This window comes from Cohnella cellulosilytica (genome assembly GCF_042431195.1).
Taxonomy (GTDB): Bacteria; Bacillota; Bacilli; order Paenibacillales; family Paenibacillaceae; genus Cohnella; species Cohnella cellulosilytica.
On sequence record NZ_JBHMDN010000022.1, the window covers coordinates 38,544 to 64,104 of the forward strand.

Sequence of the window (25,561 nt, forward strand, 5' to 3'; positions counted from 1 at the left end):
CGGGTGCGGGGTTGGGATATACTTGTGCTATATCGAAAAATGTGCGACGAACAGGAAAGTAAGTTTTGCTGCTGAATGCCCAGAGAGGGCGGCCTTGGCTGAGAGCCGCCTCGTTCGAGCAAGACCGAAATGCGCCTGGGAGCTGCGCCGCCGAGCGGACAACCGGCAGGAACGCGACGATAGGCGCGTTTGCCGTGGCTTCGTTAAGCGGTGCCGGGGGGATTCCCGTTACCGATCCGTAGAGGAGCGAGCAGGCCGACAACCGGCGCTTGCTTAAGCAGAGTGGGACCGCGTCACGACGTCTCTGCAGCGATAGTCGCTGCAGGGGCTTTTTTTATTTGCGATACGGATCGACAAGTTTCATGCTCGTCATTGGCTGCAGCGTTTCCGGGAAAGCCGCCGTTGGCTTCCAGGAAATGCCGAAGGCGTATGTGCTTGATATAGAGAGAGGCAGGGGGGATTGGGACATGGGGATATGGCGAATGGTCAAATCGGACATCGAGGCGGTATTCGAGAACGACCCCGCGGCCCGGAGCTGGTTTGAAGTCGTCTTTACGTATGCGGGACTGCACGCGATATGGGCGCACCGCGTCGCGCGTTTTTTCTATCGCCGGCGGCTGTATACGATTGCCCGCATCATCTCCCAGATCAGCCGGTTTTTCACGGGGATCGAGATCCATCCCGGAGCGACGCTGGGGCGAAAGCTGTTCATCGACCACGGCATGGGCGTCGTCATCGGCGAAACCTGCGAGATCGGGGAAGAGGTTGTCATCTACCAGGGCGTGACGCTCGGAGGGACGGGGAAGGAGAAGGGCAAACGCCACCCGACGATCGGCAATCGCGTCGTCATCGCTTCCGGAGCGAAGGTGCTCGGATCGTTCACGGTCGGAGATAATACGAATATCGGAGCCAATTCCGTCGTGCTCCGCGAGGTGCCGCCCAACAGCACCGTCGTAGGCATTCCGGGCCGCGTCGTCAAGCGCAACGGCAAGAAAATCGGCGATCGGCTGGATCATACGAATCTGCCTGACCCGCTCATAGAGATGTTTCGTTTGATGCAGAAGGAAATTAACGACCTGAAGTCCGAGGTGGCGCGCCTCAAAGGCGAACGCCCGCAGGGCGGAGGGGGTTCGGAGGGCGGACCTGCCGGGTCGCGGGAGGAACCGGAGGAAGCGGAGCCCGGAGACGGGCGCGACGGAGCCGAACGTTCGTACGATCTTGTAGGCTTATCGGGAGCCGATCAGAAAAGGAGCTAATCCATCGTGAACTTGAAAATATACGACAGCATGACCAGAGACCTGCAGCCTTTCGTCCCGCGCGAGCCGGGGAAAGTGAATATGTACGTATGCGGCCCGACCGTATACGATTACATTCATATCGGCAACGCGAGGCCGGTTATCTTCTTCGACGTGGTGAGACGCTATCTGGAAGCGATCGGCTTCGAGGTCAACTACATCGTGAACTATACGGACGTGGACGATAAAATGATCCGCAAGGCGGCCGAAATGAACGTTACGGTGCCCGAAGTGGCCGAGAAGTTCATCGCCGCGTTCAAGGAAGACCGCGAAGCGCTGGGCGCCCATGCGCCGACCGTGGCGCCGCGGGTAACGGAGACGATCGAGGAGATCGTCGATTTCATCCGGGAGCTGGTCGAGCGGGGCAAGGCGTACGAGAACGCGGGAGACGTCTATTTCCGCACGTCGACGTTCCCCGATTACGGGAAGCTGTCCCATAAAAATCTCGACGAGTTGCAGTACGGCATCCGCATCGACGTGGACGAGCGCAAGGAAAATCCGCAGGATTTCGTGCTGTGGAAAGCCGCCAAGCCGGGCGAAATCCACTGGTCCAGCCCGTGGGGCGAAGGACGTCCGGGCTGGCATATCGAATGCTCGGCGATGGTGCGCAAGTTCGCCGGCGATACGCTGGACATTCACGGAGGCGGCCACGACCTGCAGTTCCCGCATCACGAATGCGAGATCGCGCAGTCGGAATCCCTGACCGGCGAGCCGCTGGCGCGTTACTGGATGCACAACGGCTTCGTGAACATCAACAACGAGAAGATGTCCAAGTCGCTGGGCAACGGCGTAACCGTCCGCCAGCTGCTGCAGGGCGCGAGCAAATACGCGATCCGCTATCTGATGCTGGCGACCCACTATCGCAGCCCGCTGAACTTCAGCGAGGAGACGATTCGTCAGGCGGCCAACAGCGTGGAACGGTTGACGAACTGCCGCGACAACGTGAAGCATCGGCTGTCCACGGTGGCCAAGGGAGAGCTGTCCCTGGCGGCCGACGAAGAGCTGAGAGCCCGTCTGGAAGGACTGCGCGCCGAATTCCACTCCCGGATGCAGGACGACTTCAGCACGCCGGACGCGATTACCGCCTGGTTTGGCGTCGTCTCCGAAGCGAACGCGTATTTGCAGCGCGAAATCGTCGGCGAGAGCGATCTGCTGTTCATCGGAGAGCTGATCGGTCAATTCAACGCGATCTTCGGTTTGCTGCCCGAAGAAGCGGAGGCCGAGCTGCTGGACGAGGAAATAGACGCGCTGATCGCCGAGCGGACGGCCGCCCGCGCGAACCGCAACTTCGCCCGGGCCGACGAAATCCGCGATCTGCTGGCGGACCGGGGCATCCTGCTCGAGGATACGCCGCAGGGCATCCGTTGGCGCCGCAAATGACGGAGCGCCCGCAGCCGTCCGTCCTGCCGCCCGTAATCGCGCCGGTCGTTCCCTCGGACGTTCCGGTCGGCTTGCTGTCCCCGATCGTGCTCGCGTACGTAGGAGACGCCGTGTTCGAGGTGTACATCCGCCAGCGGCTGATTGCCGTCGGCAGCCGCAAGCCTCACGAGCTTCACCGCGCGGCGACGAAGTACGTCTCCGCCGCCGCCCAAGCGAAGCTGCTGCAGCGCTGGTCGTCCCTGCTGACGGAGGAGGAGGCCGATATCGTGCGCCGGGGCCGCAATACGAAGTCCGGCCAGCCGCCGCGCAACGCCGATCCCGCGGACTACCGCCAGGCGACCGCATTGGAGTGTCTCGTCGGCTATCTGTATTACCAAGGAAACGGAGAGCGTCTGGAGCAATTGATGGATTTGGCTTTCGCCGAGACCGCCCGGGCGCATTAAACGATAAAGGAAGATGAACGAATGGGCAACCACGATTCGAGATCGCCCGGAGGCCGTTCCTCCCAGGGGGGGAAGCCGGCCTCCGGAGGCAAGGGCGGACGCAGTCCGGGAGGCCAGCCGTCCTGGCGCGGCGACCGCAAGCCGGCGAAAGAGGAAGGCGCGCAGCCGCGCAGACCGCACCAGGCCGGAGCGGAAGCCGCGACGCCGCGCAGATCGCAGCAAGCGAGAGAGGATGCCGCGCAGCCGCGCAGACCGCAGCAGGCCGGAGCGGAAGCCGCGCAGCCGCGCAGACCGCGGCCGCATGACGACCGCGACTTCGAGGAAGCTGCGTTAAATAGCGAAGAGGAGTACGTCGCCGGCAAGCATCCCGTGCTGGAGGCGCTCAGGGCGGGACGCTCGATCAACAAAATATTCATCTCCGCGCAGGCGCAGCGTTCGCTCTTGCAGCCGATTGCGGAGGAAGCGAAAGCGCGGGGCATCGTCGTGCAGCAGGTGGACAAGAGCAAGCTGGACCGGCTCGTGCCGGACATGCCGCACCAGGGCGTCGTCGCGCAAGCGGCGGCCGTCGCCTATGCCGATGTGGACGAGCTGCTGGCCCGCGCCGCGGAGCGGGGCGAGGCGCCGCTCATCGTGCTGCTGGACGAGGTCGAGGACCCGCACAATTTGGGTTCGATTTTGCGGACGGCCGACTGTACCGGCGTGCACGGCGTCATCGTGCCGAAACGGCGCAGCGCCGGCCTGACCGCGGTCGTCGCCAAGACGTCGGCCGGCGCCGTCGAATACGTCCCGGTCGCCCGCGTGGCGAATCTCGTGCAGACGATGGAGAAGCTCAAGGAGGCGGGGCTGTGGATCGCCGGAGCGGACGTCGGGGCGCGGGAGGGCTTCTACGACACGAACCTGACCGGGCCGCTCGCCATCGTAATCGGCAACGAGGGGCAGGGCCTGTCCCGGCTCGTGAAGGAGCGGTGCGACTTTATTTTGTCGCTGCCGATGGCCGGCCGGATCAATTCGTTGAACGCGTCCGTAGCCGCGGGCGTCATTCTGTACGAAGTCGTCCGCCAGCGCGGACAAGCGAACAGCGGAAGCTCCCCGTCGCCGGCGGCCCCTTCCGGTCATGCGTGAAGGCAGGACGTTCCAGAGAGAGGACGTTCTGCTCGTCGACGGCTATAATATGATCGGCTCGTGGCCGGAGCTGGTTCCGCTCAAGGAAGAGCGGCTGGAGGACGCCCGCGACCGTCTGCTGGAGATGCTGTCCGAGTATCAAGGCTTCGCGGGGCTTGTCCTGATCGTCGTTTTCGACGCGTTCCGCGTTCCCGGCACCGGCAAGGAATACCGTCCGCGAAAAAAATTCAGCGTCGTCTACACGCGCGAGCGGGAGACGGCCGACGAATGCATCGAGAGGCTCGTCGGAGAGTGGCTGTCGGTCAAGCGCAACGTGTACGTCGCCACCTCCGATCTTGTCGAACAGCACGTCGTCTTCGGGCGCGGAGCGCTGCGGGTGTCGGCGCGCGAGCTGCGGCACGCGGTCCGGCAGAGCAGCGTCGATATCCGGACGACGATCGCGAGCGACAAGCAGCTGAAAAAAAATCCGGTGGAAAGCATTTTGCCGGAAGAGGTGCAGGCGCGGCTGGAGCGGATGAGAAGAGGGCTTAAAGATTCGTGACGAATGGGGAGAGATTGTGTCGAATTGTGGCTTTAATTTACAGTTTTACCACTGCGGCTCGAAGGCGAATAACGGCAAATCCATTGACGCTATGCGTCAGATCAAGTATATTGATAATAGTTTGGTAGAGTAAGAGGTTCCAGTACGCCAATGCAGACCGGAGGGATGTTCGTGAGCGTCGACTTGGAGAGACTGGCAACGCTTGAGTACGACTTCAGGGCCGACGAGGACATCGTTGAATTCGTTCGCTTGGGAGATAGCGGAGCGTTAGAGTACCTCATTCATAAATATCGCAATTTTGTGCGCGCCAAGGCGCGGTCCTACTTCCTGATCGGAGCGGAGCGGGAGGATATCGTTCAGGAAGGCATGATCGGCCTCTACAAGGCGATTCGCGACTTCAAGGGCGACAAGCTGGCTTCCTTCAAGGCTTTCGCGGAGCTGTGCATTACCCGGCAGATCATTACCGCGATCAAGACGGCCACCCGTCAGAAGCATATCCCCCTCAATTCCTACGTTTCCTTGGATAAGCCCATCTACGACGAGGATTCGGACCGAACGCTGCTCGACGTCATCTGCGGCTCCCGGGTGTGCGACCCGGAGGAAATGATCATCAACCAAGAGGAATTTTACGGGCTTGAAGACAAGATGACCGAAATTCTGAGCGATCTGGAACGCAAGGTGCTCATGCTTTACCTGGACGGCCGCTCTTACCAGGAAATCGCGGTCGATCTGGACAGACACGTGAAGTCGATCGACAACGCTCTGCAGCGCGTCAAGCGCAAGCTCGAACGGTACCTGGAAGTTCGCGACATAAGCAGTCAGCACTGATTCGATTCATCCATAATGCGGTATAGAACAAGCAGCCCATATGAAGCTGCTTTTTTTACGGCTTTCGGAGCCGACAGGCGGAGGGAGAAAGGAGCGGGAGGACGTGGAGGAGAAAAAGCTGTTGATAGGCGGGCGTCGGGAGGAGGCCCGGCGATACGAGGAATTGCGCTCGCCGTATACGGGAGAGGTAATCGCCAAGGTTCCCGCGGCCGACAAGGAGGAGACGGGCAAAGCCGTTGGCGCCGCAACCGAGGCGAAGGCAGCGATGGCCGCGCTGCCGGCGCATGAGCGCGCGGCCGTACTCGAGCGGGTCGCCGCGCTGCTTGACGGCCGTTCCGAAGAGGCGGCGCGGCTGGTCGCGCTGGAGGCGGCCAAGCCGATCAAGGCGGCGAGAGCGGAGATCGGGCGCACGGTGCAGACCTACAAATTCGCCGCGGAGGAGGCGAAACGAATCGGCGGGGAGACGATTCCGCTCGACGCCGCTCCGGGCGGAGAAGACAGATTGGCCTATACGGTGCGCGAGCCGCTCGGCGTCATCGGGGCGATCACGCCGTTCAACTTCCCGTTTAACCTGGTCGCGCACAAGGTCGGCCCGGCGATCGCCGCCGGCAATACGGTCGTGCTGAAGCCGGCGGAGCAGACGCCGCTGTCGGCGCTGTACATCGCGGAGCTGTTTGCCGAAGCCGGACTGCCTCCCGGCGCGCTGAACGTCGTGCCGGGCCCCGGCGAGATCGCCGGAGCCGCGCTCGTCGCGGACGAGCGGGTCGCGATGATCACGTTCACCGGCAGTCCCGAGGTGGGCAAGAGCATTCGCGCCGGCGCGGGGCTCAAGCGCGTCACGCTCGAGCTTGGCTCCAACTCGGCGCTGATCGTCGACAAGGATGTCGACCTGGACGCGATCGTGCCGCGCTGCGCGACCGGAGCATTTTCCAACCAGGGGCAGATATGCATCTCTCTTCAGCGGATTTACGTTCATGAGGAGCTTTACGGGAGCTTCGTTCGCAAGTTCGCCGAGGCCGCCCGGAAGCTTAAGCGGGGAGACCCGCTCGATCCGCAGACCGATCTGTCGGCGATGATCTCCGCGCGGGAGACGGAGCGGGCGCTGAGCTGGATTCGGGAAGCGGTCGACGGCGGGGCGAAGCTTGCGGCCGGCGGCGGCGTCAGCGGCGGCGTGCTGGAGCCGACCGTCATTACGGAGGCGGGGCGGGAGATGAAGGTGTCGTGCCGCGAGGCGTTCGCGCCGATTGTCGTCATCGACAGCGTGAAGTCGATGGACGAGGCGATCGACGCGGTGAACGATTCGGACTACGGCTTGCAGGCGGGCGTGTACACGTCCAATCTGTTCACGGCGCTTCGGGCTGCGGAACGGCTGAAGGTAGGCGGCGTCATGATCAACGACATCCCGACCTTCCGCGTCGACCATATGCCGTACGGCGGCGTCAAGGAAAGCGGGATCGGCCGGGAGGGCGTCAAATACGCGGTCGAGGAGATGACGGAAACGAAGCTGGTCGTCATCAACAAGCGGCTCGGCTAGTCCGGGGACGTTCCTATACTATAAGCGCGTATACAAAAATCCGGTTCTCACAATTTCTACAAATATCTTTTTTCGGGAGCCGGCGATTAAATAGAACGAAAACAGGAAGAATGGTACTAAACCGGTGTCGGATACGCCCAGACGGTTTTCGTTGACATCGATACCCCCCTGTGATAAATTATTTTAGTAACCTTAACGTGGTTTCTTATGCGCTGGCTCTGAATCATCGGCGAAACACCAGGAATTGTTGTCTTGATGGCCTGCCATCGGATCGCGGTTCCAAACTCAGCCTTGGTTCGCCAAGCTGGAGTTTCCGCCGAATGGTTGTATTTTTATGAAGTCATGATCCCGGGAGGTGGAAGGGATGCGGGTGATCATCACGCTGGCTTGCACAAGCTGCAAGCAACGGAACTACACGTCGAGCAAGAATAAACGGACTCACGCCGATCGCATCGAGTTGAAGAAGTTCTGCAAATTTTGCAATGAACATACTCCTCATCGCGAGACGCGGTAACTCTAGGAGGTAGGAATGTGACTTTCCTGGCTAAAATGAAGCAAAACTTTGGGTCCTTTTTTTCGTTTTTTGCCGACAGCTGGAACGAACTAAAGAAGGTCCGTTGGCCCAACCGGAAAGAGCTCGTAAGCTACACGCTCATCGTTATTGTGACCGTGGTGCTGGTAACGCTCTACTTCTGGGTGCTGGACATCGGTATTTCATCCCTCGTCGATCTGATCATCTGACGCAGGAACCAAAGGTGGCTTTTCCATGGAGAAAAGATGGTACGTAGTGCACACGTACTCCGGGTACGAGAACAAGGTTAAGGCGAACCTGGAGAAGCGCGTGGAATCTATGGGTATGCAAGACAAAATCTTCCGCGTCCTCGTGCCGATGGAAGAGGAGATCGTCAACAAGGACGGCAAGAAAAAGACGGTTATGCGCAAAGTGTATCCGGGCTACGTCCTCGTGGAGATGATCCAGACGGACGATTCTTGGTACGTGGTCCGCAATACGCCGGGCGTTACCGGCTTTGTCGGCTCCACCGGATCGGGATCGAAGCCGACGGCGCTCCTGCCTGACGAGGTGGAAGGAATTCTGCGTCACATGGGCATGGACGAGCCGAAGCCGGCCGTCGATTTCGAGCTGAAAGAGAACGTCCGCGTCAAAGTCGGGCCTTTCGCCAATTTTGTCGGGTCCGTGGAAGAAATTCTCGCCGACAAGAGCAAGCTGAAGGTGCACGTCAACATGTTCGGCAGGGAAACCCCGGTTGAGTTGGATTTCACTCAAGTGGAGAAGATATAAGTATCTTTGCAGTTCGGGTTTCTTGGAAAGAGCGGGAGGAACGAGAGTTCCGTTAAACCGCATTATGGGTCAGGGAGGTGTGCAACATGGCAAAGAAAGTGATCAAGCTGGTAAAGTTGCAAGTTAACGCGGGTAAAGCTAACCCTGCGCCGCCGATCGGTCCTGCGCTCGGTCAAGCCGGCGTTAACATCATGCAATTCTGTAAAGAGTTCAACGCTCGCACGGCGGATCAAGCCGGCCTGGTTATTCCGGTCGTCATTTCCGTATTCGAGGATCGTTCCTTCACGTTCGAGACGAAAACTCCTCCGGCAGCGGTACTGCTTCGCGTAGCGGCGGGAATCCAAAAAGGTTCCGGCGAGCCGAACAAGAAGAAAGTCGCTACGGTCAAGCGCGCGAAAGTTCGCGAGATCGCCGAGCAGAAGATGCAAGACTTGAACGCGGCTTCCGTAGAAGCTGCAATGCGTATGGTCGAAGGTACGGCCCGCAGCATGGGCGTCGCGATCGAAGACTAATATCGCCCCCGCGGCGATTCCGCGTGTCCGCACGGACGCGCGAGTGGGAGGGACAATCTGCGCCGAGTCGCGCGGATTGAAACACACCGTTACTACCACACAAGGAGGAGAACAACTTGGCTAAACACGGCAAGAAATTCAGAGAAGCCGCCAAGCTGATCGACCGCGACGCGACTTACGAGTCGCTCGAAGCGATCGAGCTTGTCAAGAAAGCGGCAACGGCCAAATTCGACGAAACCGTCGAAGCCGCCGTCCGTCTCGGCGTCGATCCGAGAAAGCAAGACCAAGCGGTCCGCGGCGTAGTCGTACTGCCTCACGGCACCGGCAAAACGCAGCGCGTTCTCGTATTCGCGAAAGGCGACAAGCTGAAGGAAGCGGAAGCTGCCGGAGCGGATTACGTAGGAGATGCCGAGCTCATCAACAAAATCCAGCAAGGATGGTTCGAGTTCGACGTCTGCGTCGCAACGCCGGACATGATGGGCGAAGTCGGTAAACTCGGCCGTATTCTCGGGGGCAAAGGCTTGATGCCGAACCCTAAGGCCGGCACTGTAACGAACGACGTTACGAGAGCCATCCAGGAGATCAAAGCCGGTAAAATCGAATATCGTCTGGACAAGGCCGGGCAAATTCACGCTCCGATCGGCAAGGTATCGTTCGACTCCGAGAAGCTGAACGAAAACCTGAAAGCTCTGATCGACGCGTTGAACCGCGCCAAGCCGGCGTCTTCCAAAGGAATTTACCTGAAGAACATCTCGATTTCCTCGACGATGGGACCGGGCGCTCGCGTTGAAGCGGCGGCATATCGCTAATCCTTCCGGAAAGCTGGCAACAAACGGTTTTTGACATCGGGCTGCCTTAATGGTAATCTGATGAAGTTGACAAACGAATATGGATACCGTAGACCGTAGGTGCAGGGCGCGAACGCGATTGAACGGCAATTGCCGGCGATCCGACCGTCGCCATGCTTAATTTCCTGCCGAGGTGTGTGAATAGAGCTTTTCTTGTATGCCGGACGCGTGATGCGTCCGCGCGTAGAAGCGAGATCGTACCATGCCTCCGCAACGTCTGCGGAGGCATTTCTTATGCCCCGGGATCAAGCGAGACGAAATACGGAACTATCCAAACAATCACAGGAGGTGCACACAATGGCAAATGCGAAAATCATCGCGGCGAAGCAGCAGGAAGTCGATGCGATCGCGGCCAAGCTCCGCGAGAGCAGCAGCACGGTCGTTGCCGACTACCGCGGCTTGAACGTAGCTCAAGTCACTCTGCTTCGCAAGCAGCTGCGCGAAGCCGGCGTCGAATTCCAAGTTCTGAAGAACTCTTTGGTTAGCCGCGCCGCCGCAAGCGCCGAGCTGAACGATCTGGAGGCTGTGCTGACCGGTCCGACCGCCGTTGCGTTCGGCGCCGACGCCGTTGCTCCGGCCAAGATTCTCAGCGATTTTGCGAAGAAGAACGACGCGCTCAAAATCAAAGGCGGCATCGTGGACGGCGTATTCTACGACGCGGCTCAAGTGAAGGCGCTGGCGGATCTTCCTTCCCGCGAAGGCTTGCTGTCCATGCTGCTTAGCGTTCTTCAAGCTCCGGTTCGCAACTTCGCCCTCGCCGTCAAAGCGGTGTCGGAGAAGAACGAAGCGAGCGCGTAAGGCAAGTCATTCCAGACGAATATCAAAATAAGAAGATCCCAGCGATCTCAATACTTGGAGGATACTCAAATGAGCAAAGAGCAAATCTTGGAAGCCATCAAAACGATGACCGTTCTTGAACTGAACGATCTGGTTAAAGCAATCGAAGAAGAATTCGGCGTAACGGCTGCGGCTCCTGTAGCTGTAGTTGCAGGCGGCGGCGCTGCGGAAGCGGCTGCAGAGCAAACGGAATTCGACGTTGTTCTGACGGAAGCCGGCGCTTCCAAAATCAACGTTATCAAAGCGGTTCGCGAAATTACGGGCCTCGGCTTGAAAGAAGCGAAGGATCTCGTAGACAACGCTCCGAAGCCGGTTAAAGAAAAAGCTTCCAAAGAAGAAGCCGACGCTGTCAAAGCCAAGCTTGAAGAAGCAGGCGCTAAAGTCGAAGTTAAATAAGAAACGGGACTTTGCGAACCCCTTGAAGATTTTCTTCGAGGGGTTTGTTCATGCGCAAAGTTGATCATGCTTAAAATACGTGTTCCAAACCGCTTCAATTGCGCGGTTCCAAAACCGCTTGGAGAAAGCATCCTGACCGATGCGCGGAGGTGCATGGGATGAACGATCATTACTATTCGGCGAAACCTCGATCGCAGAGCGACCGGCGCGCCTTCGAAACGACGCTTCGCGGCGTTCGTCTGAAGCTGAATTCGGACGCGGGCGTGTTTTCGCGGGACGGGGTGGACTACGGCAGCCGGGCTCTTATCGAGCATATGGAATTTCCCGCGGATGCGCGGATTCTCGACATCGGCTGCGGATACGGACCGATCGGTCTTGTCGCTGCCCGCCTTGCGCCGCAAGGACATGTCAAGCTGATCGACATTAACGAGAGAGCGGTCGAGCTGGCCCGTTTAAACGCGAAAGCGAACGGAATCGGCAACGTTTCCTTCGCGCAGAGCGATTTGTACGAAGCGGTCGAGGGCGAAAGCTTCGACGCGATTCTGTCCAATCCGCCGATTCGCGCGGGCAAAGCGGTCGTGCATCGGGTATTCTCGGAAGCGTTCGGAAGGCTGAACCCCGGAGGAGAGCTCTGGGTCGTCATCCAGAACAAGCAGGGAGCCCCTTCGGCGAGGGCAAAGCTGGAAGAAATTTTTGGCGAGGACGAAGTCGCGGAAATCGCCAAGGATAAGGGATTTCGGGTTTACAGGGCCAAACGGTCAAAAAACGAATAAAAAATTTGACTTGACATTTTCGCTGTGGTATTATTAAAAAATGTCAGTATTAGGATGGGCTAATTGTCTTCAACACAGGAGCCCTCGATCTCCGGCTCTTTACCCGGGAATAAATTCGCCGCGATTGGCGTATAATGGGTTTGTTTTGGGGTAAAGGCAGGATGAGTTGCCATTGTGCCGCCATTCGGCGCATAAGTGGCTTTTCTTTATTTATGTGTTGAAGCAGACTTAAGGGGTGAGGTTAAGTTGGCAGGACATCTTGTTCAGTATGGCCGCCGTACGCGGCGCAGCTACGCCCGCATTCATGAAGTGTTGGACGTTCCGAACCTGATCGAAATCCAGCAGCAATCGTACCAGAAATTTTTGGACGAGGGTTTGCGGGAGATTTTTCAGGACATTTCGCCGATCTCCGATTTTACGGGCAACCTGGTGCTGGAGTTTATCGACTACAGCCTTGGCGAGCCGAAATATTCGGTAGACGAATCCAAGGAACGCGACGTCACCTTCGCGGCTCCGCTTCGCGTAAAAGTCCGGTTGCTTAACAAGGAAACCGGCGAAGTGAAGGAGCAGGAAGTGTTCATGGGCGATTTTCCGCTCATGACGGAGACGGGCACGTTCATTATCAACGGTGCGGAACGCGTTATCGTCAGTCAATTGGTGCGCTCCCCGAGTGTCTATTTCAGTACGAAAGTAGATAAGAACGGCAAGAAGAATTATACCGCCACCATCATTCCGAATCGCGGAGCCTGGCTTGAGCTTGAGACGGATGCTAAGGATATTATATACGTGCGGATCGATCGGACGCGGAAAATTCCCGTCACGGTGCTTCTTCGCGCGCTCGGTTTCGGAACCGACGCGGAGATACTCGATCTGCTCGGACAGGACGAATTTATTCGCAACACGCTCGAGAAGGACAATACGGATTCGACCGAGAAAGCGCTCATCGAGATTTACGAACGCCTTCGTCCGGGCGAGCCGCCTACGCTCGAGAACGCGCGCAGCCTGCTGATCGCCCGCTTCTTCGATCCGAAGCGCTACGATCTGGCCAACGTCGGCCGCTACAAGGTCAACAAGAAGCTGCACATCAAGAACCGCTTGTTCAACCAACGTCTCGCGGAGACGCTGGTCGATCCTTCGACGGGCGAAATTATCGCCGAAGCCGGCCAGATGATCGATCGCAGACTGCTTGATCAGATTCTTCCGATGCTGGAGAAGAACGTCGGCTTCAAGAACTATCGCGTAGCCGGCGGCGTCCAGGAAGCGGAAGACATTCCGCTGCAGACGGTCAACGTGTTCTCCCCGCTCGAAGACGGTAGAGTCGTGAAGGTCATTTCCAACGGCATTATCGACAAAGTGGTGAAGAACATCACTCCGGCGGATATTATCTCGTCGATCAACTATTTCATGAACCTGCTGCAAGGCATCGGCAACACCGACGACATCGACCATCTGGGCAATCGTCGTCTGCGTTCCGTCGGCGAATTGCTGCAAAATCAGTTCCGCATCGGTCTGTCCCGGATGGAACGGGTCGTTCGCGAACGGATGTCGATCCAGGACCAGAACGCGATCACGCCGCAAGCGCTGATCAACATTCGCCCGGTCATTGCGGCGATCAAGGAGTTCTTCGGATCCTCCCAGCTGTCGCAGTTTATGGATCAGACGAACCCGTTGGCCGAGCTGACGCACAAGCGCCGTCTGTCCGCGCTCGGACCGGGCGGTCTCACGCGGGAACGCGCGGGCTTCGAAGTCCGGGACGTTCACAATTCCCACTACGGCCGCATGTGCCCGATCGAGACGCCGGAAGGACCGAACATCGGTCTGATCAACTCGTTGTCCTCGTTCGCGAGAATCAACGAGTACGGTTTTATCGAAGCGCCGTACCGCAAAGTCGATCCGAACACGAACCGCGTCACGGACGAGATCGTCTACATGACGGCGGACGAAGAGGACAACTATATCATCGCGCAAGCGAATGCCAGGCTGAACGACGACGGCTCGTTCGAAGAAGAAAACATCATCGTCCGTTACAACAAGCAGACGGATAACATCCTGACGATGCCGAGCGATCGGGTCGACTACATGGACGTTTCTCCGAAGCAGGTCGTATCGGTCGCGACGGCGATGATCCCGTTCCTCGAGAACGACGACTCGAACCGCGCGCTGATGGGTTCGAACATGCAGCGTCAAGCCGTTCCGCTGCTCGTTCCGGAAGCGCCGTTTGTCGGCACGGGCATGGAGCACAAGTCGGCGAAGGACTCCGGGGTATGTATTGTGTCCAAATACGACGGATATATCGAACGCGTGTCTGCCAATGAAATCCAGCTGCGTCGGGTCGAGATGATCGACGGCAAGGAAGTCAAAGGCGACATCGTCAAATACAAGCTTCAGAAATTCATGCGCTCCAACCAAGGGACGTGCATTAACCAACGCCCTCTCGTTCGCCGCGGCGACGTGATCAAGAAAGGCGACATCATGGCGGACGGTCCTTCCACGGACACCGGCGAGCTCGCGCTCGGCCGCAACGTCGTCGTTGCCTTCATGACGTGGGAAGGCTACAACTACGAGGATGCGATCCTGCTGTCCGAGAAGCTCGTTCGCGAGGACGTCTACACTTCGATCCACATCGAGGAGTACGAGTCCGAAGCGCGCGATACGAAGCTCGGGCCGGAAGAGATTACGCGCGACATCCCGAACGTCGGCGAAGACGCGCTTCGCAATCTTGACGAGCGCGGCATTATCCGCGTCGGCGCGGAGATCAGCGCGGGCGACATTCTCGTCGGCAAAGTGACGCCGAAGGGCGTAACGGAGCTGACGGCGGAAGAGCGCCTGCTGCACGCGATCTTCGGCGAGAAGGCGCGCGAAGTGCGCGATACGTCGCTGCGCGTGCCGCACGGTACGGACGGCATCGTCGTCGACGTGAAGGTGTTCACCCGCGAGAACGGCGATGAGCTGCCGCCGGGCGTCAACCAGCTCGTCCGCGCCTACATCGCCCAGAAGCGGAAGATTTCCGAGGGCGACAAGATGGCCGGACGTCACGGCAACAAGGGGGTTATCGCCCGCATTCTGCCGGAAGAGGATATGCCGTTCCTGCCGGACGGAACGCCCGTACAGGTCGTTCTGAACCCGCTGGGGGTTCCTTCCCGGATGAACATCGGGCAGGTGCTTGAGGTTCACCTCGGCATGGCGTGCAAGCTGCTCGGCATTCACGCCGCCACCCCGGTATTCGACGGAGCGTCCGAGCACGACGTCTTCGACACGATGGAAGAAGCCGGCATGGCCCGCAACGGCAAATGGCGTCTGCGCGACGGACGTTCGGGAGAATTGTTCGAACGCGAAGTTACCGTCGGCGTCATGTATATGATCAAGCTGGCGCACATGGTCGACGACAAGATCCACGCCCGTTCCACAGGTCCGTACTCGCTCGTTACGCAGCAGCCTCTCGGCGGTAAAGCCCAGTTCGGCGGCCAGCGCTTCGGGGAGATGGAAGTATGGGCGCTCGAAGCGTACGGCGCGGCCTATACGCTCCAAGAGATTCTGACCGTCAAGTCCGATGACGTCGTCGGCCGCGTGAAGACGTACGAATCGATCGTCAAGGGCGAGAACGTGCCGGAGCCGGGCGTTCCCGAATCGTTCAAAGTATTGATCAAAGAGCTCCAGAGCTTGGGCATGGACGTGAAGATTCTGTCCGGAGACGAGCAGGAGATCGAGATGAAGGAAATCGACGACGATGACGATTCCGCGGGAGATAAGCTGAATCTGAATCTCGAAGGTTCCGAGGTCGGCGTCGAATAACTTTAGGATCCGAAATCTTAGCAACGATGAAGGAGGGCTTGCTCCTTGTTAGACGTCAATAACTTTGAGTTTATGAAGATCGGTTTGGCTTCGCCCGACAAGATCAGATCGTGGTCCAGAGGCGAAGTCAAGAAACCGGAGACGATAAACTACCGGACGCTGAAACCGGAAAAAGAAGGCTTGTTCTGCGAGAAGATTTTCGGACCGACCAAGGACTGGGAATGTCATTGCGGCAAGTACAAGAGAGTTCGCTATAAAGGCGTCGTCTGCGATCGCTGCGGCGTCGAAGTAACGCGGGCGAAGGTGCGCCGCGAGCGGATGGGCCACATCGAGCTGGCCGCTCCGGTATCGCACATCTGGTATTTCAAAGGCATCCCGAGCCGCATGGGCCTGGCGCTGGATATGTCTCCCCGTTCGCTCGAGGAGATCATCTACTTCGCTTCCTATGTCGTAACGGACCCGGGAGATACGCCGCTTGAGAAGAAGCAGCTGCTCTCCGAGAAAGAATACCGCAGCTACCGCGACAAGTACGGCTACGCGTTCCATGCAGGCATGGGAGCGGAAGCGGTCAAGAAGCTGCTGCAGGACATCGATCTCGACCGCGAGCTGGAGACGCTCAAGGAAGAGCTGCGCACGGCCCAAGGCCAGCGCCGCAACCGCGCGATCAAGCGTCTGGAAGTCATCGAATCGTTCCGCAACTCCGGCAACCTGCCGGACTGGATGATTCTCGACGTGCTTCCGGTCATTCCTCCGGAGCTGCGCCCGATGGTGCAGCTGGACGGCGGACGTTTCGCGACAAGCGACTTGAACGACCTGTATCGCCGCGTCATCAACCGGAACAACCGGTTGAAAAGACTGCTCGACCTCGGAGCTCCGGACATTATCGTGCAGAACGAGAAGCGGATGCTCCAGGAAGCCGTCGACGCCCTGATCGACAACGGCCGCCGCGGCCGTCCGGTTACCGGTCCGGGCAACCGTCCTTTGAAGTCCCTCAGCCATATGCTGAAAGGGAAACAAGGACGCTTCCGTCAGAACCTGCTCGGCAAACGGGTCGACTATTCCGGACGTTCCGTTATCGTCGTAGGCCCAAGTCTGAGAATGTACCAGTGCGGTCTTCCGAAGGAGATGGCGCTCGAGCTGTTCAAGCCGTTCGTGATGAAGGAGCTTGTGCTGAAAGGCCTGGCCCACAACATCAAGAGCGCGAAGCGCAAAGTCGAACGCGTCAGCCCCGAAGTGTGGGATGTGCTGGAGGAAGTCATCAAGGAGCATCCGGTGCTGCTGAACCGCGCGCCGACGCTGCACAGACTCGGCATTCAAGCTTTCGAACCGATTCTGGTCGAAGGCCGCGCGATCAAGCTTCACCCGCTCGTCTGTACGGCGTACAATGCCGACTTCGACGGCGACCAAATGGCGGTTCACGTGCCGCTGTCGGCCGAAGCGCAAGCGGAAGCCCGCCTGCTGATGCTGGCTGCCGGCAACATTCTGAACCCGAAAGACGGCAAGCCGGTCGTAACTCCGTCGCAGGATATGGTGCTCGGTTGCTTCTATCTGACGATGGACAACAACAAATCGTACGGCTCCGGCTTCAAGTTCGCCAACGTGAACGAAGCGGTCTCCGCTTACCAGCGCGGTACGGAAGGCGTCTCGCTGCACGCGCGCGTCGTTATCCCGGTTAAGGAGCTGAAGAAGAAAACCTTCACTCCGGAGCAGCAGGAAGCTCTGATCGTGACGACGATCGGCAAAATCATTTTCAACGAAATTTTCCCGGACACGTTCCCGTACATCAACGAGGCGACGAAAGAAAACCTCGTGAAGGGAACGCCGGACAAATATTTCATTTACGAAAAGGGCGCCGACATCTCGAAGTTTATCGAGGATCCGGCGATCCCGGGAGCCGTAGGCAAAGAGTATCTGGGCAACATCATCGGCGAATGCTTCCGTATTTACCATACGACGCAGACGTCGGTAATCCTGGATAAGATCAAGCAGCTCGGCTTCACTTACTCGACTCGCGCGGGGATTACGATCGGTGTATCCGACGTTATCGTGCCCGAGGAGAAGCAGGAAATTTTGCGGAAATCGGAAGAGCGCGTCAAGGTCGTGACCACGCAGTATCGCCGCGGTCTGATCACGAACGAAGAGCGCCGCGACCGCGTCATCGAAATCTGGAGCAAGACGAAGGACGAGATTACGGACATTCTGATGAAGTCCATGGATCGCTACAACAGCATTATGCTGATGGTCGATTCCAAGGCGCGGGGCAACAAGTCGCAGATCACCCAATTGGGCGGCATGCGCGGCCTGATGGCCAACCCGTCCGGACGGATCATCGAGTTGCCGATCAAATCGAACTTCCGCGAAGGTCTGACGGTCTTGGAGTACTTCATCTCCACGCACGGCGCGCGGAAAGGTCTGGCCGATACGGCGCTTCGTACCGCCGACTCGGGTTATCTGACCCGTCGTCTCGTCGACGTCGCGCAGGACGTCATCGTTCGCGAGGACGATTGCGGCACGGATAAAGGCATTACCGTCTCCCGGATCGAGGACGGCAAAGAGGTCATCGAGGATCTGTTCGACCGGATCGAAGGCCGCTACGTGTTCGAGACGATCCGCCATCCGGAGACGAAAGAAGTTATCGCGCATCGCAACGATCTGATCGATACGCCGAAAGCGGAAGAGATCATTCGCGCGGGCATCAAGAGCATCCAGATTCGTTCGGTACTGAGCTGCCGTGCCCGTCACGGCGTCTGCAAGCTCTGCTACGGACGGAACCTGGCGACAGGCAAGCAAGTCGAGATCGGCGAATCCGTCGGCATCATCGCCGCGCAATCGATCGGCGAGCCGGGAACGCAGCTCACGATGCGTACGTTCCACACCGGCGGCGTTGCCGGAGACGATATCACCCAAGGCTTGCCGCGTATCCAGGAGCTGTTCGAGGCGCGCAATCCGAAAGGTCAAGCGATCATCTCCGAGCTCGACGGCGTCATCAAAGAGATCCGCGAGACGAAGGATCGCCGCGAGATCGAACTGCAGGGCGGAGCGGAATCGAAGATCTATCCGGTCAGCTACGGCTCGCGCATTCGCGTCGTCCAGGGCCAGCAGGTCGAAGCCGGCGACGAACTGACCGACGGCTCCATCGACCCGAAAGAGATGCTGCGCATCAAGGGCATCCGCGGGGTGCAGAATTATATTCTGCAAGAGGTGCAGCGCGTCTATCGGAACCAGGGCGTTGAGATCAACGACAAGCACATCGAGGTCATGATCAAGCAGATGCTTCGCAAGATCCGCATCGTGGATCCGGGCGACACGACGCTGCTTCCGGGCGCGTTCGTCGACCTGCACGAGTACGAAGCGGCTAACCGCGAAGCGATCCTGTCCGACAAGGAGCCTGCGGTTGCCCGTCCGGTGCTGCTCGGGATTACGAAAGCGTCTCTCGAGACGGATTCGTTCCTGTCGGCGGCGTCCTTCCAGGAGACGACCCGCGTTCTGACCGATGCCGCGATCAAGGGCAAGGTCGACCGCCTGCTCGGGCTCAAGGAGAACGTCATTATCGGAAAGCTCATTCCGGCCGGTACGGGAATGGCGCGCTATCGCAACATCAAGGTCGTGTCGCCGTTTGACGAACCGACGGATGAAGCGGCAGAGCTTGAACCTGTAGGAGCGGAGTAAAAAGTCATCTTAAGCGGATACCTGCAACGGTATCCGCTTTTTTTTGACGATACAGAATTTATAAGTTTCAGCCTTAATCATGTCTGTATCGTCTCCGACAAAAACGCGTTCGCCGTCCTGTGGACGCCGCAGGCGTTTGTGCTTGAGCTATCGGGAGGAAAATCATGACGAAGACCCCGCTTGTCGCTCTTGTCGACGTTAAACGTCGATTGTCCGGAAAGACCGTATTGAACAAGCTGTCTCTATCGCTTCATCCCGGCGAAGTCGTCGCGCTGCTCGGACGCAACGGTTCCGGCAAAAGCACTCTTCTCAAAATCATCAGCGGACTGAGTCCAATCGATGCGGGGGAGAGACGATCGAGGCTTCCGTTTAAGCAAATCGGGTTTGCGCCGGATCGTTTTCCCAAACTTCGCTTTACGGCCGAGGAATACTTGAGGGCAATGAGTGGTGTTAGAGGGATGAGTCTCGAACAGTCGGAACGGCGAATAGCCGAATTGATGGAGCTGTTCCAGCTTCCCCCCAACTCTGGACGTTTAAGAAATTACTCTAAAGGGATGCTGCAGAAAGTGAATTTGATGCAGGCCTTGTTGGAGGAACCCGAACTGCTGCTGTTGGACGAGCCTTTGTCCGGGTTGGACGATCGGACGCGCGAAGAACTGACCGAAGCGTTAGTCATTCTAAAAGCCAAGGGAATCTCGATTGTGTACTCGTCGCATGAACTCCTGCTTGCGCAGCGGATTGCCGACCGGATCGTGCGACTGGCAGAGGGGAAGCTCATCGACGAGGAAGGGGCGAGGGGAGCGCCGCTCCGCACCAAGAGAATCGAATTCCGATTGGAGGAAGCAATGGCCCGGGAAGCATGCGCCGGCTTCGAGGGATCAATAAGCAGGGAGAGAGGACAGGCGGGCTGGGCGGTTTCCGTGCAGGCCGACCAAGCAGACGCTTTCCTGCTCGCCGTATTGAACTCCGGGGGAAGCATTGTTTCCGTCGCGGAGGAAAAAGGGAGGGATGTCGCGGAATGATAGGCATGATGCGTTATGCTTTCCGGGACTACGCCAGATCCTATCGCTACGTCGGTCCGCTCCTGGCATTCGCGATTTTTCTCGTTTTCATTTACGGCGTTGTGCCGAATCCGGTCATGCCCAGTTATTCTTTGACGGTTTCTTTAACGTTTTTGACCGCTGCGTGGTTAGGCTTCGGATTCGTGGACGCCGAAGACGAAACGCAGCAGCTTGTCGGCGTGCTGCATTCCGGAGGATGGATGGCGTATCATGTCGGCAGATGGCTGCTCATGGCCGGAGCCTGCGGACTGCTGACGCTGGTTGCGACCTTTTACCCCATCGTATTAGAGAAGTTCGACAGGCAGCCCGGAGTCGGAGAAATTCTGGCGGGATTGGCCGGTCATATGGGATTGGCGCTGCTGGGAGTCGGGATCTCTTATCTGTTTACCTGCAAGTTAATCGGAAAACTGAATTACGCCATCATCGGTCTGGTTCTGGCGCTGTCGCTTTCCTTCGCCGCGGGCGGCATTCGGGATTCGCTTCCCGAATCGGCGGGCTTTGTCGTGCATTTGCTTCCGCCGGTATTTTCGCTGATCGACGTCTTTAACCGTTACGAAACGGTCTCGACGGCGGAGGCAGCGTTCGCCTTGCTTGCCCCGCCGATTTATAGCTTGATTTTGGGGGTAGTTTATTTGCGACTGATGAAAATCAGGAGGCTATAGCCGATGATTCGCGTAATGCTCATAGACGACGAAGAAGACGCGCTGGATTTGCTGGAGATTCTGCTCGGACAGATTGGGGATGTCCAGATTGCGGGCAGGTATCTCAATCCGCTGCAAGCGATTGAAGATTTAGGCCGTATCTCTGTGGATGCAGTATTCCTGGATAACCAAATGCCGGGAATGAAGGGCATGGAAGCCGCCAGAAAAATCAGAAGCAGGGTTCCCCGAATGCCGATTGTATTCACGACGGCTTATGCGGAATATGCGGTGGAAGCGTTCGAAATCCAATCGACCGATTATCTTCTGAAGCCGTTCACACAGGACAGACTTCGGAAATCGGTCGCGCGCATTCGGCAGCAGATCCTGCCGGAGCCTGTCGTTCAGGGTCCGGCGAGCGCAGGATTTCCTCCGGCTGTCCGCTGTCTGGGCGGCTTTCATATCGATTTGCCGGGCTCCGGAAACAAGGTGCTGACCTGGAAGACGAAAAAAGAGAAGGAGCTGTGCGCGTTTCTGATCCACCACGCGGGAAAGGCCGTCCATACGGCGGCGATCATCGAGGCGCTCTGGCCGGAACACGACTTGAACAAGGCGAAAACGTACTTATATACCTGTCTGTCCTATTTAAGAAGAAGCTTGACGGAGCATCGGCTTCCGATCCGGATTCTCAAAGCGGATCAAGGGTTCGTCGCAGTCATGGACGGGGCGACGGTCGACGTAACCGAATTCGAAAGGCAGCTGGCCAAAGCAAGGGCGGCAGACGAGATGGATGTCGGGTTATTCGACAATTTGAAGCGATTGTACGAAGGCGAGTATATGGAGGCTTGCGATTTCGGATGGGCCGCTCCCAGGCAGTTGGAACTGAAAGCCGATTACGCTCGCGCGCTTCGTAAAGGATATGCGCATTTCCGCAGTCGGGGCAATCTTGCCCTGGCGGCGGACAGCCTGCAAAGCCTGCTGTCTCTTGTCCCCGATTCGGAGATCGACGGGCGCGAGCTGATCCAACTGCACCTGAAGACTGGCAATCGCAACGAGGCGCTTCGCGTCTGCCGGCAGCTGGAGCAAGCCGTACGCGTCCAATTGGGAGCCGAGCTGGAGGAAGAGACGCTGCTGCTTATCCGACAAACGAAAGAAAAGACGGAGCGGCAGGCCTGATGAGAAAAAAAGTCGCGGCCGCGATCATCACGCTGTCTCTGTTGCTGGCAACCTATGGGGCGCTGTTGGCCTACTTCTCTGTTCATAAGAAGCCTATGCCCTTGGCGGAGAACGGTTTAATGGACTTGACCGCTTGGAATTTCGACGAAGACGGAATTGTGCGGCTGGACGGGGAGTGGGAGCTTTATCCGAATCGGCTGCTGTTTTCCTCCGCTCCCGAGTTTGCTTCGACCGACGCCGCGGCGGGATTAACGCCCGATAGGATTCAGGTCCCCGGATATTGGTCCAAGCAGATGGATACGCTCGGCATGGCAACCTATCGGCTGCGGATTCAAATCGGCGATGCAAGCGAGGTATACGGATTAAAAACGGCGGCAATCCTCATCTCCAACCGTCTCGTCGTCAACGGAAAAGTCGTCGGAGCAAGCGGCAATCCGGCGGAGAAGCCGCATTACCGGGCGCTAAATAAACCCTATGTCAGCTATTTCAATTTACGGCCGGGCTGGAATGAGATTCTGATCGAGGCGGCCAACTACGAGTTCCGGGCAGGCAGCGGGATCGGCGAATCCCTTCACTTGGGCGAGGCGGATCAAATCGCCGGACTTCGCCAGCGAGCGACGGCTCATGACTGGATTGCATTAACCGCTTTTCTGATTATGGGGCTATATTTCATCGGCTTGTTCTCCCAGCGAAGAAACGATTTGTCGTATGCGGTATTCGGCGCCATATGCTTGTTTATCGCCGTATTCACCAGCGTCAGCGGCGAGAGGGTTCTTTTCGATGCGGTCGGCTCGTTTCCGTTCTGGCTATATTTCCGTATTCAGATGGTTTCGACGGTTGGCGTAGGGCTCGGATTTTTTCTATATGTGTATACCGCTTTTCGGCCTTATAACTTAAAGTGGCTCACCCGGGGCGGGCTGATTGCTGGGGCGGTCCTCGCCGCGCTGAATTGCGGCTTCGCGGTCGAGCTGTCGACGGGGCTGTTTCGGCAGCTGACGTCGTTTTACGTGACGTTTGCGCTGTTGTACGCCACGTACGTCTTCGTCTATACGGCCCTGCACAAAGTTCCGGGCAGCGGTTATTTGGCCGTGGCGGCGATGGCGTTAAACGCCCTGGTTCTGAATCAGAACATGAACGTGTATTTCGCCGTGCCGATCTATTCGCTCCCGCCGGTCGAGCCTTTCCTCGTTCTGCTGATGCTCGCGCTGTTGATGTCGCTCCGGTTCTCGAACGCGTTCCAGAAAATCGAGGAGCTGTCCGGGAAGCTGCTGGAAGCGGACAAGCTGAAGGACGACTTCCTGGCAAGAACCTCGCACGAATTCAAGACGCCGCTCCACGGGCTAATGAACATTTCCCGGTCGATGCTGGACGACGCCTCCTATCCGCCGACAACGGAGCAGCGGGAAAAGCTTCAACTGATTACCGATATTACGCGGAAGCTTTCCCAGCTTGTTTACGACATTTTGGATTTATCCAAGCTGAAGCAGGGCGAGCTGAGGATCGTTCCGGCGCCGATCGACGTTCGTTCGGTCGCCGAGGCGCAAGTGCGCTTCTATTCCTATCTGTGCACGGAAAACCGGATTCAGCTGGTCAACCTGGTGCCCGGACAACTGCCGTTCGCTTACGCCGACGAAATCCGTCTGAGCCAGGTGATCGGCAACTTGCTCGACAACGCGATCAAGCATACGGAGAACGGAAGGATCGTCGTTATGGGGAGAGAACGGGGAGGCTGGCTTGAAATCGCCGTTCAGGATACGGGGAAAGGCATCGACCCTCGCGATATCCCGTTTATTTTCGAGCCGTTCAAATCGCTCGAGGGCAATCGGCAGCGCGGCTTCGGGTTAGGGCTGGCGATCGCCAAGCAGCTGGTCGAGCTGCAAAAAGGAACGCTTACGGTGTCTTCCGCTCCGGGGGCCGGTTCGACCTTTACGTTCACGCTTCCGATCGCCAATCAGCGGAGCGAGAAGGCACCGAGCTTGTCTTATTCCGGCTCTGCGGTCGTGCCCAAGGAAACCGAATACTCCTTCGCGACGCCGTATGAGACGAATCGGGACGGCAAGCATACGGTGCTGATCGTCGACGATCAGTACGTAAACCTGAAGGTGCTGCTGGATGCGCTGCAAACTCTCGATTATCGCGTGATCGCGGTCAAGAACGGCTACGAGGCGCTGGAGCAGATCGACCGCTCGGGCCGAATCGATCTCGTCATTCTCGATTTGATGATGCCGGGCATATCGGGTTATGAGACGTGCCAGGAGATTCGCAAGCGTTACTCGCTGCTGGAGCTGCCCGTCCTGATGGTTACCGCGGCCATTCAGCCCCAGGATAAGGTGGCCGCCTTCCAGGCGGGAGCGAACGATTACTTGCCGAAGCCGTTTGATCTGGAGGAGCTTAAGGCCCGAATCGGCAGCTTGCTCGCGGTGAAGGAATCGCTCGGGCGAGCGGTACGCATGGAGCTGGCGTTTCTGCAATCGCAGATCAAGCCTCATTTTATGTATAACGTGCTTAACAGCATTGTGGCCTCGAGCTATACCGATGTCGAGCGCGCGCGGAGGATGATTGTGGATCTCGCCGATTACTTGCGCGGCAGCTTCCGGTTCAGCAATACGGAAGAGCGCATCGGCTTTGAAGAAGAATTCAGCCTTATCCGAACGTACGTGGAAATCGAGCGGGCCCGGTTTAAAGATCGGATTCGCTTTGATTACCATATTCCGGAGTCCGCCTACAGCCTGCGCATGCCGCCGCTTCTGCTGCAGCCGCTTGTAGAAAATGCGATTCGCCACGGCATCGGCGATCGGCTGGAGGGCGGCACCGTGACGATGACGGCGGATCGGTCGAAAGGAACGTGGCGTTTCATCGTTGCCGACGACGGCGTCGGAATCGCGCCCGAACGGCTGAAGGCGCTGCTCGAACGAACGGATGCGGACGATCCGCAAGGGGTCGGGCTGCAAAATATCGACAAGCGGTTGAAATACGAGTACGGGATTTCGCTCGAGCTCGAAAGCGAGCCGGGACGCGGAACGAAGGTTACCGTGCGAATTCCCGTTTCTGTTTCTTCGCATCGGCGGGCGGCACCGTAAAGTTGACGCGACAGGCTCTCATCATTTTCGATGAGGGTCTTTTTTGTCTGTATCGTCTCCGACAAAAACGCGTTCGCCGTCTTATGGACGCCGCAGGCGTTTTTGCTTGGTGATTCAGAAAGTATAAAATTCGCATACTTATCTGAATCACCTCCGACATAAACGTTATCCCGCCGATCCCAAGGACGGCGTAAGCCGTTTATGCTTGGTTGGAGAAAAATGTCGACTTTTAAGGTTTCTTTAAGGTGCCGTCGGATATGCTGGGCTGAGAAATCCGGACTAAGCGAATGAAGGCGACTATGGAAAGGAAGATGCGAATTGGTCCCGGCAACGAAT

At 58.0% G+C, this 25,561-nt stretch carries 21 protein-coding genes, 1 pseudogene and 1 other annotated feature; all 22 genes and pseudogenes read left to right on the forward strand.

The window, feature by feature from the left end:
* The first annotated feature begins 65 nt into the window (after window positions 1-65).
* On the forward strand, window positions 66-242 hold the full coding sequence (locus ACFFT4_RS17630; protein ID WP_378049846.1) for a hypothetical protein: 177 nt from the start codon (window positions 66-68) through the stop codon (window positions 240-242).
* Between the two features lie 225 nt (window positions 243-467).
* Window positions 468-1,256: a serine O-acetyltransferase gene (cysE, locus tag ACFFT4_RS17635; RefSeq protein WP_378049848.1), complete on the forward strand. Its 789-nt coding sequence runs from the start codon at window positions 468-470 to the stop codon at window positions 1,254-1,256.
* Window positions 1,257-1,262: 6 nt separating this feature from the next.
* Window positions 1,263-2,675: a cysteine--tRNA ligase gene (gene cysS, locus ACFFT4_RS17640; RefSeq protein WP_378049850.1), complete on the forward strand. Its 1,413-nt coding sequence runs from the start codon at window positions 1,263-1,265 to the stop codon at window positions 2,673-2,675.
* Window positions 2,660-3,118: a Mini-ribonuclease 3 gene (locus ACFFT4_RS17645; RefSeq protein WP_378049852.1), complete on the forward strand. Its 459-nt coding sequence runs from the start codon at window positions 2,660-2,662 to the stop codon at window positions 3,116-3,118. The genes cysS and ACFFT4_RS17645 overlap by 16 nt, the downstream gene beginning before the upstream one ends.
* A 339-nt stretch (window positions 3,119-3,457) precedes the next feature.
* Window positions 3,458-4,240: pseudogene (gene rlmB, locus ACFFT4_RS17650) on the forward strand (23S rRNA (guanosine(2251)-2'-O)-methyltransferase RlmB); the annotation flags it as partial.
* On the forward strand, window positions 4,233-4,781 hold the full coding sequence (locus ACFFT4_RS17655) for an NYN domain-containing protein (protein WP_378049854.1): 549 nt from the start codon (window positions 4,233-4,235) through the stop codon (window positions 4,779-4,781). The pseudogene rlmB and the gene ACFFT4_RS17655, both read left to right, overlap by 8 nt.
* A gap of 171 nt (window positions 4,782-4,952) precedes the next feature.
* Window positions 4,953-5,609 carry an RNA polymerase sporulation sigma factor SigH gene (sigH, locus tag ACFFT4_RS17660; protein ID WP_378049856.1) on the forward strand — a complete coding sequence of 219 codons (657 nt, stop codon included), beginning with the start codon at window positions 4,953-4,955 and terminating at the stop codon, window positions 5,607-5,609.
* Window positions 5,610-5,712: 103 nt separating this feature from the next.
* The gene (locus ACFFT4_RS17665; RefSeq protein ID WP_378049858.1) at window positions 5,713-7,143 is read left to right on the forward strand and encodes an aldehyde dehydrogenase family protein; all 1,431 of its coding nucleotides are present in this window, start codon (window positions 5,713-5,715) and stop codon (window positions 7,141-7,143) included.
* Between the two features lie 364 nt (window positions 7,144-7,507).
* Window positions 7,508-7,657, forward strand: coding sequence for a 50S ribosomal protein L33 (gene rpmG / locus ACFFT4_RS17670; RefSeq protein ID WP_094050645.1), 150 nt, complete (start codon window positions 7,508-7,510; stop codon window positions 7,655-7,657).
* 17 nt (window positions 7,658-7,674) lie between these two features.
* A complete protein-coding gene (gene secE, locus ACFFT4_RS17675) occupies window positions 7,675-7,884 on the forward strand; it encodes a preprotein translocase subunit SecE (RefSeq protein WP_378049861.1) in 210 nt (69 codons plus the stop codon).
* A gap of 25 nt (window positions 7,885-7,909) precedes the next feature.
* Window positions 7,910-8,443, forward strand: coding sequence for a transcription termination/antitermination protein NusG (gene nusG, locus ACFFT4_RS17680; protein ID WP_116065542.1), 534 nt, complete (start codon window positions 7,910-7,912; stop codon window positions 8,441-8,443).
* Window positions 8,444-8,529: 86 nt separating this feature from the next.
* Complete coding sequence (rplK, locus tag ACFFT4_RS17685) at window positions 8,530-8,955, forward strand: 50S ribosomal protein L11 (protein ID WP_378049863.1); 426 nt, start codon at window positions 8,530-8,532, stop codon at window positions 8,953-8,955.
* Between the two features lie 116 nt (window positions 8,956-9,071).
* Window positions 9,072-9,764: a 50S ribosomal protein L1 gene (gene rplA / locus ACFFT4_RS17690; protein ID WP_378049865.1), complete on the forward strand. Its 693-nt coding sequence runs from the start codon at window positions 9,072-9,074 to the stop codon at window positions 9,762-9,764.
* A gap of 68 nt (window positions 9,765-9,832) precedes the next feature.
* Window positions 9,833-10,046, forward strand: a sequence feature (ribosomal protein L10 leader region).
* A gap of 54 nt (window positions 10,047-10,100) precedes the next feature.
* The gene (gene rplJ, locus ACFFT4_RS17695) at window positions 10,101-10,601 is read left to right on the forward strand and encodes a 50S ribosomal protein L10 (RefSeq protein ID WP_378049867.1); all 501 of its coding nucleotides are present in this window, start codon (window positions 10,101-10,103) and stop codon (window positions 10,599-10,601) included.
* A 69-nt stretch (window positions 10,602-10,670) separates the two neighbouring features.
* The gene (gene rplL / locus ACFFT4_RS17700) at window positions 10,671-11,036 is read left to right on the forward strand and encodes a 50S ribosomal protein L7/L12 (RefSeq protein WP_378049869.1); all 366 of its coding nucleotides are present in this window, start codon (window positions 10,671-10,673) and stop codon (window positions 11,034-11,036) included.
* 158 nt (window positions 11,037-11,194) lie between these two features.
* Window positions 11,195-11,809 (forward strand): class I SAM-dependent methyltransferase, encoded by a 615-nt coding sequence (locus tag ACFFT4_RS17705; protein WP_378049871.1) that lies wholly within the window; start codon window positions 11,195-11,197, stop codon window positions 11,807-11,809.
* A gap of 246 nt (window positions 11,810-12,055) precedes the next feature.
* The gene (rpoB, locus tag ACFFT4_RS17710) at window positions 12,056-15,601 is read left to right on the forward strand and encodes a DNA-directed RNA polymerase subunit beta (RefSeq protein WP_378049872.1); all 3,546 of its coding nucleotides are present in this window, start codon (window positions 12,056-12,058) and stop codon (window positions 15,599-15,601) included.
* A 45-nt stretch (window positions 15,602-15,646) separates the two neighbouring features.
* A complete protein-coding gene (rpoC, locus tag ACFFT4_RS17715) occupies window positions 15,647-19,270 on the forward strand; it encodes a DNA-directed RNA polymerase subunit beta' (RefSeq protein WP_378049874.1) in 3,624 nt (1,207 codons plus the stop codon).
* Between the two features lie 164 nt (window positions 19,271-19,434).
* The gene (locus tag ACFFT4_RS17720) at window positions 19,435-20,292 is read left to right on the forward strand and encodes an ATP-binding cassette domain-containing protein (protein WP_378049876.1); all 858 of its coding nucleotides are present in this window, start codon (window positions 19,435-19,437) and stop codon (window positions 20,290-20,292) included.
* The gene (locus tag ACFFT4_RS17725; protein ID WP_378049878.1) at window positions 20,289-20,993 is read left to right on the forward strand and encodes a hypothetical protein; all 705 of its coding nucleotides are present in this window, start codon (window positions 20,289-20,291) and stop codon (window positions 20,991-20,993) included. The genes ACFFT4_RS17720 and ACFFT4_RS17725 overlap by 4 nt, the downstream gene beginning before the upstream one ends.
* A gap of 3 nt (window positions 20,994-20,996) precedes the next feature.
* On the forward strand, window positions 20,997-22,145 hold the full coding sequence (locus ACFFT4_RS17730; protein WP_378049880.1) for a response regulator: 1,149 nt from the start codon (window positions 20,997-20,999) through the stop codon (window positions 22,143-22,145).
* The gene (locus ACFFT4_RS17735) at window positions 22,145-25,225 is read left to right on the forward strand and encodes an ATP-binding protein (RefSeq protein ID WP_378049882.1); all 3,081 of its coding nucleotides are present in this window, start codon (window positions 22,145-22,147) and stop codon (window positions 25,223-25,225) included. The genes ACFFT4_RS17730 and ACFFT4_RS17735 overlap by 1 nt, the downstream gene beginning before the upstream one ends.
* Window positions 25,226-25,561 lie beyond the last annotated feature (336 nt).

Coding starts and splice junctions, on each gene's coding strand:
- cysE (WP_378049848.1), top strand. CDS start 468: ATGGGGATATGGCGAATGGTCAAATCGGACATCGAGGCGGTATTCGAG.
- ACFFT4_RS17655 (WP_378049854.1), top strand. CDS start 4,233: ATGCGTGAAGGCAGGACGTTCCAGAGAGAGGACGTTCTGCTCGTCGAC.
- rpmG (WP_094050645.1), top strand. CDS start 7,508: ATGCGGGTGATCATCACGCTGGCTTGCACAAGCTGCAAGCAACGGAAC.
- nusG (WP_116065542.1), top strand. CDS start 7,910: ATGGAGAAAAGATGGTACGTAGTGCACACGTACTCCGGGTACGAGAAC.
- rplK (WP_378049863.1), top strand. CDS start 8,530: ATGGCAAAGAAAGTGATCAAGCTGGTAAAGTTGCAAGTTAACGCGGGT.
- rplJ (WP_378049867.1), top strand. CDS start 10,101: ATGGCAAATGCGAAAATCATCGCGGCGAAGCAGCAGGAAGTCGATGCG.
- rplL (WP_378049869.1), top strand. CDS start 10,671: ATGAGCAAAGAGCAAATCTTGGAAGCCATCAAAACGATGACCGTTCTT.
- ACFFT4_RS17705 (WP_378049871.1), top strand. CDS start 11,195: ATGAACGATCATTACTATTCGGCGAAACCTCGATCGCAGAGCGACCGG.
- ACFFT4_RS17720 (WP_378049876.1), top strand. CDS start 19,435: ATGACGAAGACCCCGCTTGTCGCTCTTGTCGACGTTAAACGTCGATTG.
- ACFFT4_RS17725 (WP_378049878.1), top strand. CDS start 20,289: ATGATAGGCATGATGCGTTATGCTTTCCGGGACTACGCCAGATCCTAT.
- ACFFT4_RS17730 (WP_378049880.1), top strand. CDS start 20,997: ATGATTCGCGTAATGCTCATAGACGACGAAGAAGACGCGCTGGATTTG.
- ACFFT4_RS17735 (WP_378049882.1), top strand. CDS start 22,145: ATGAGAAAAAAAGTCGCGGCCGCGATCATCACGCTGTCTCTGTTGCTG.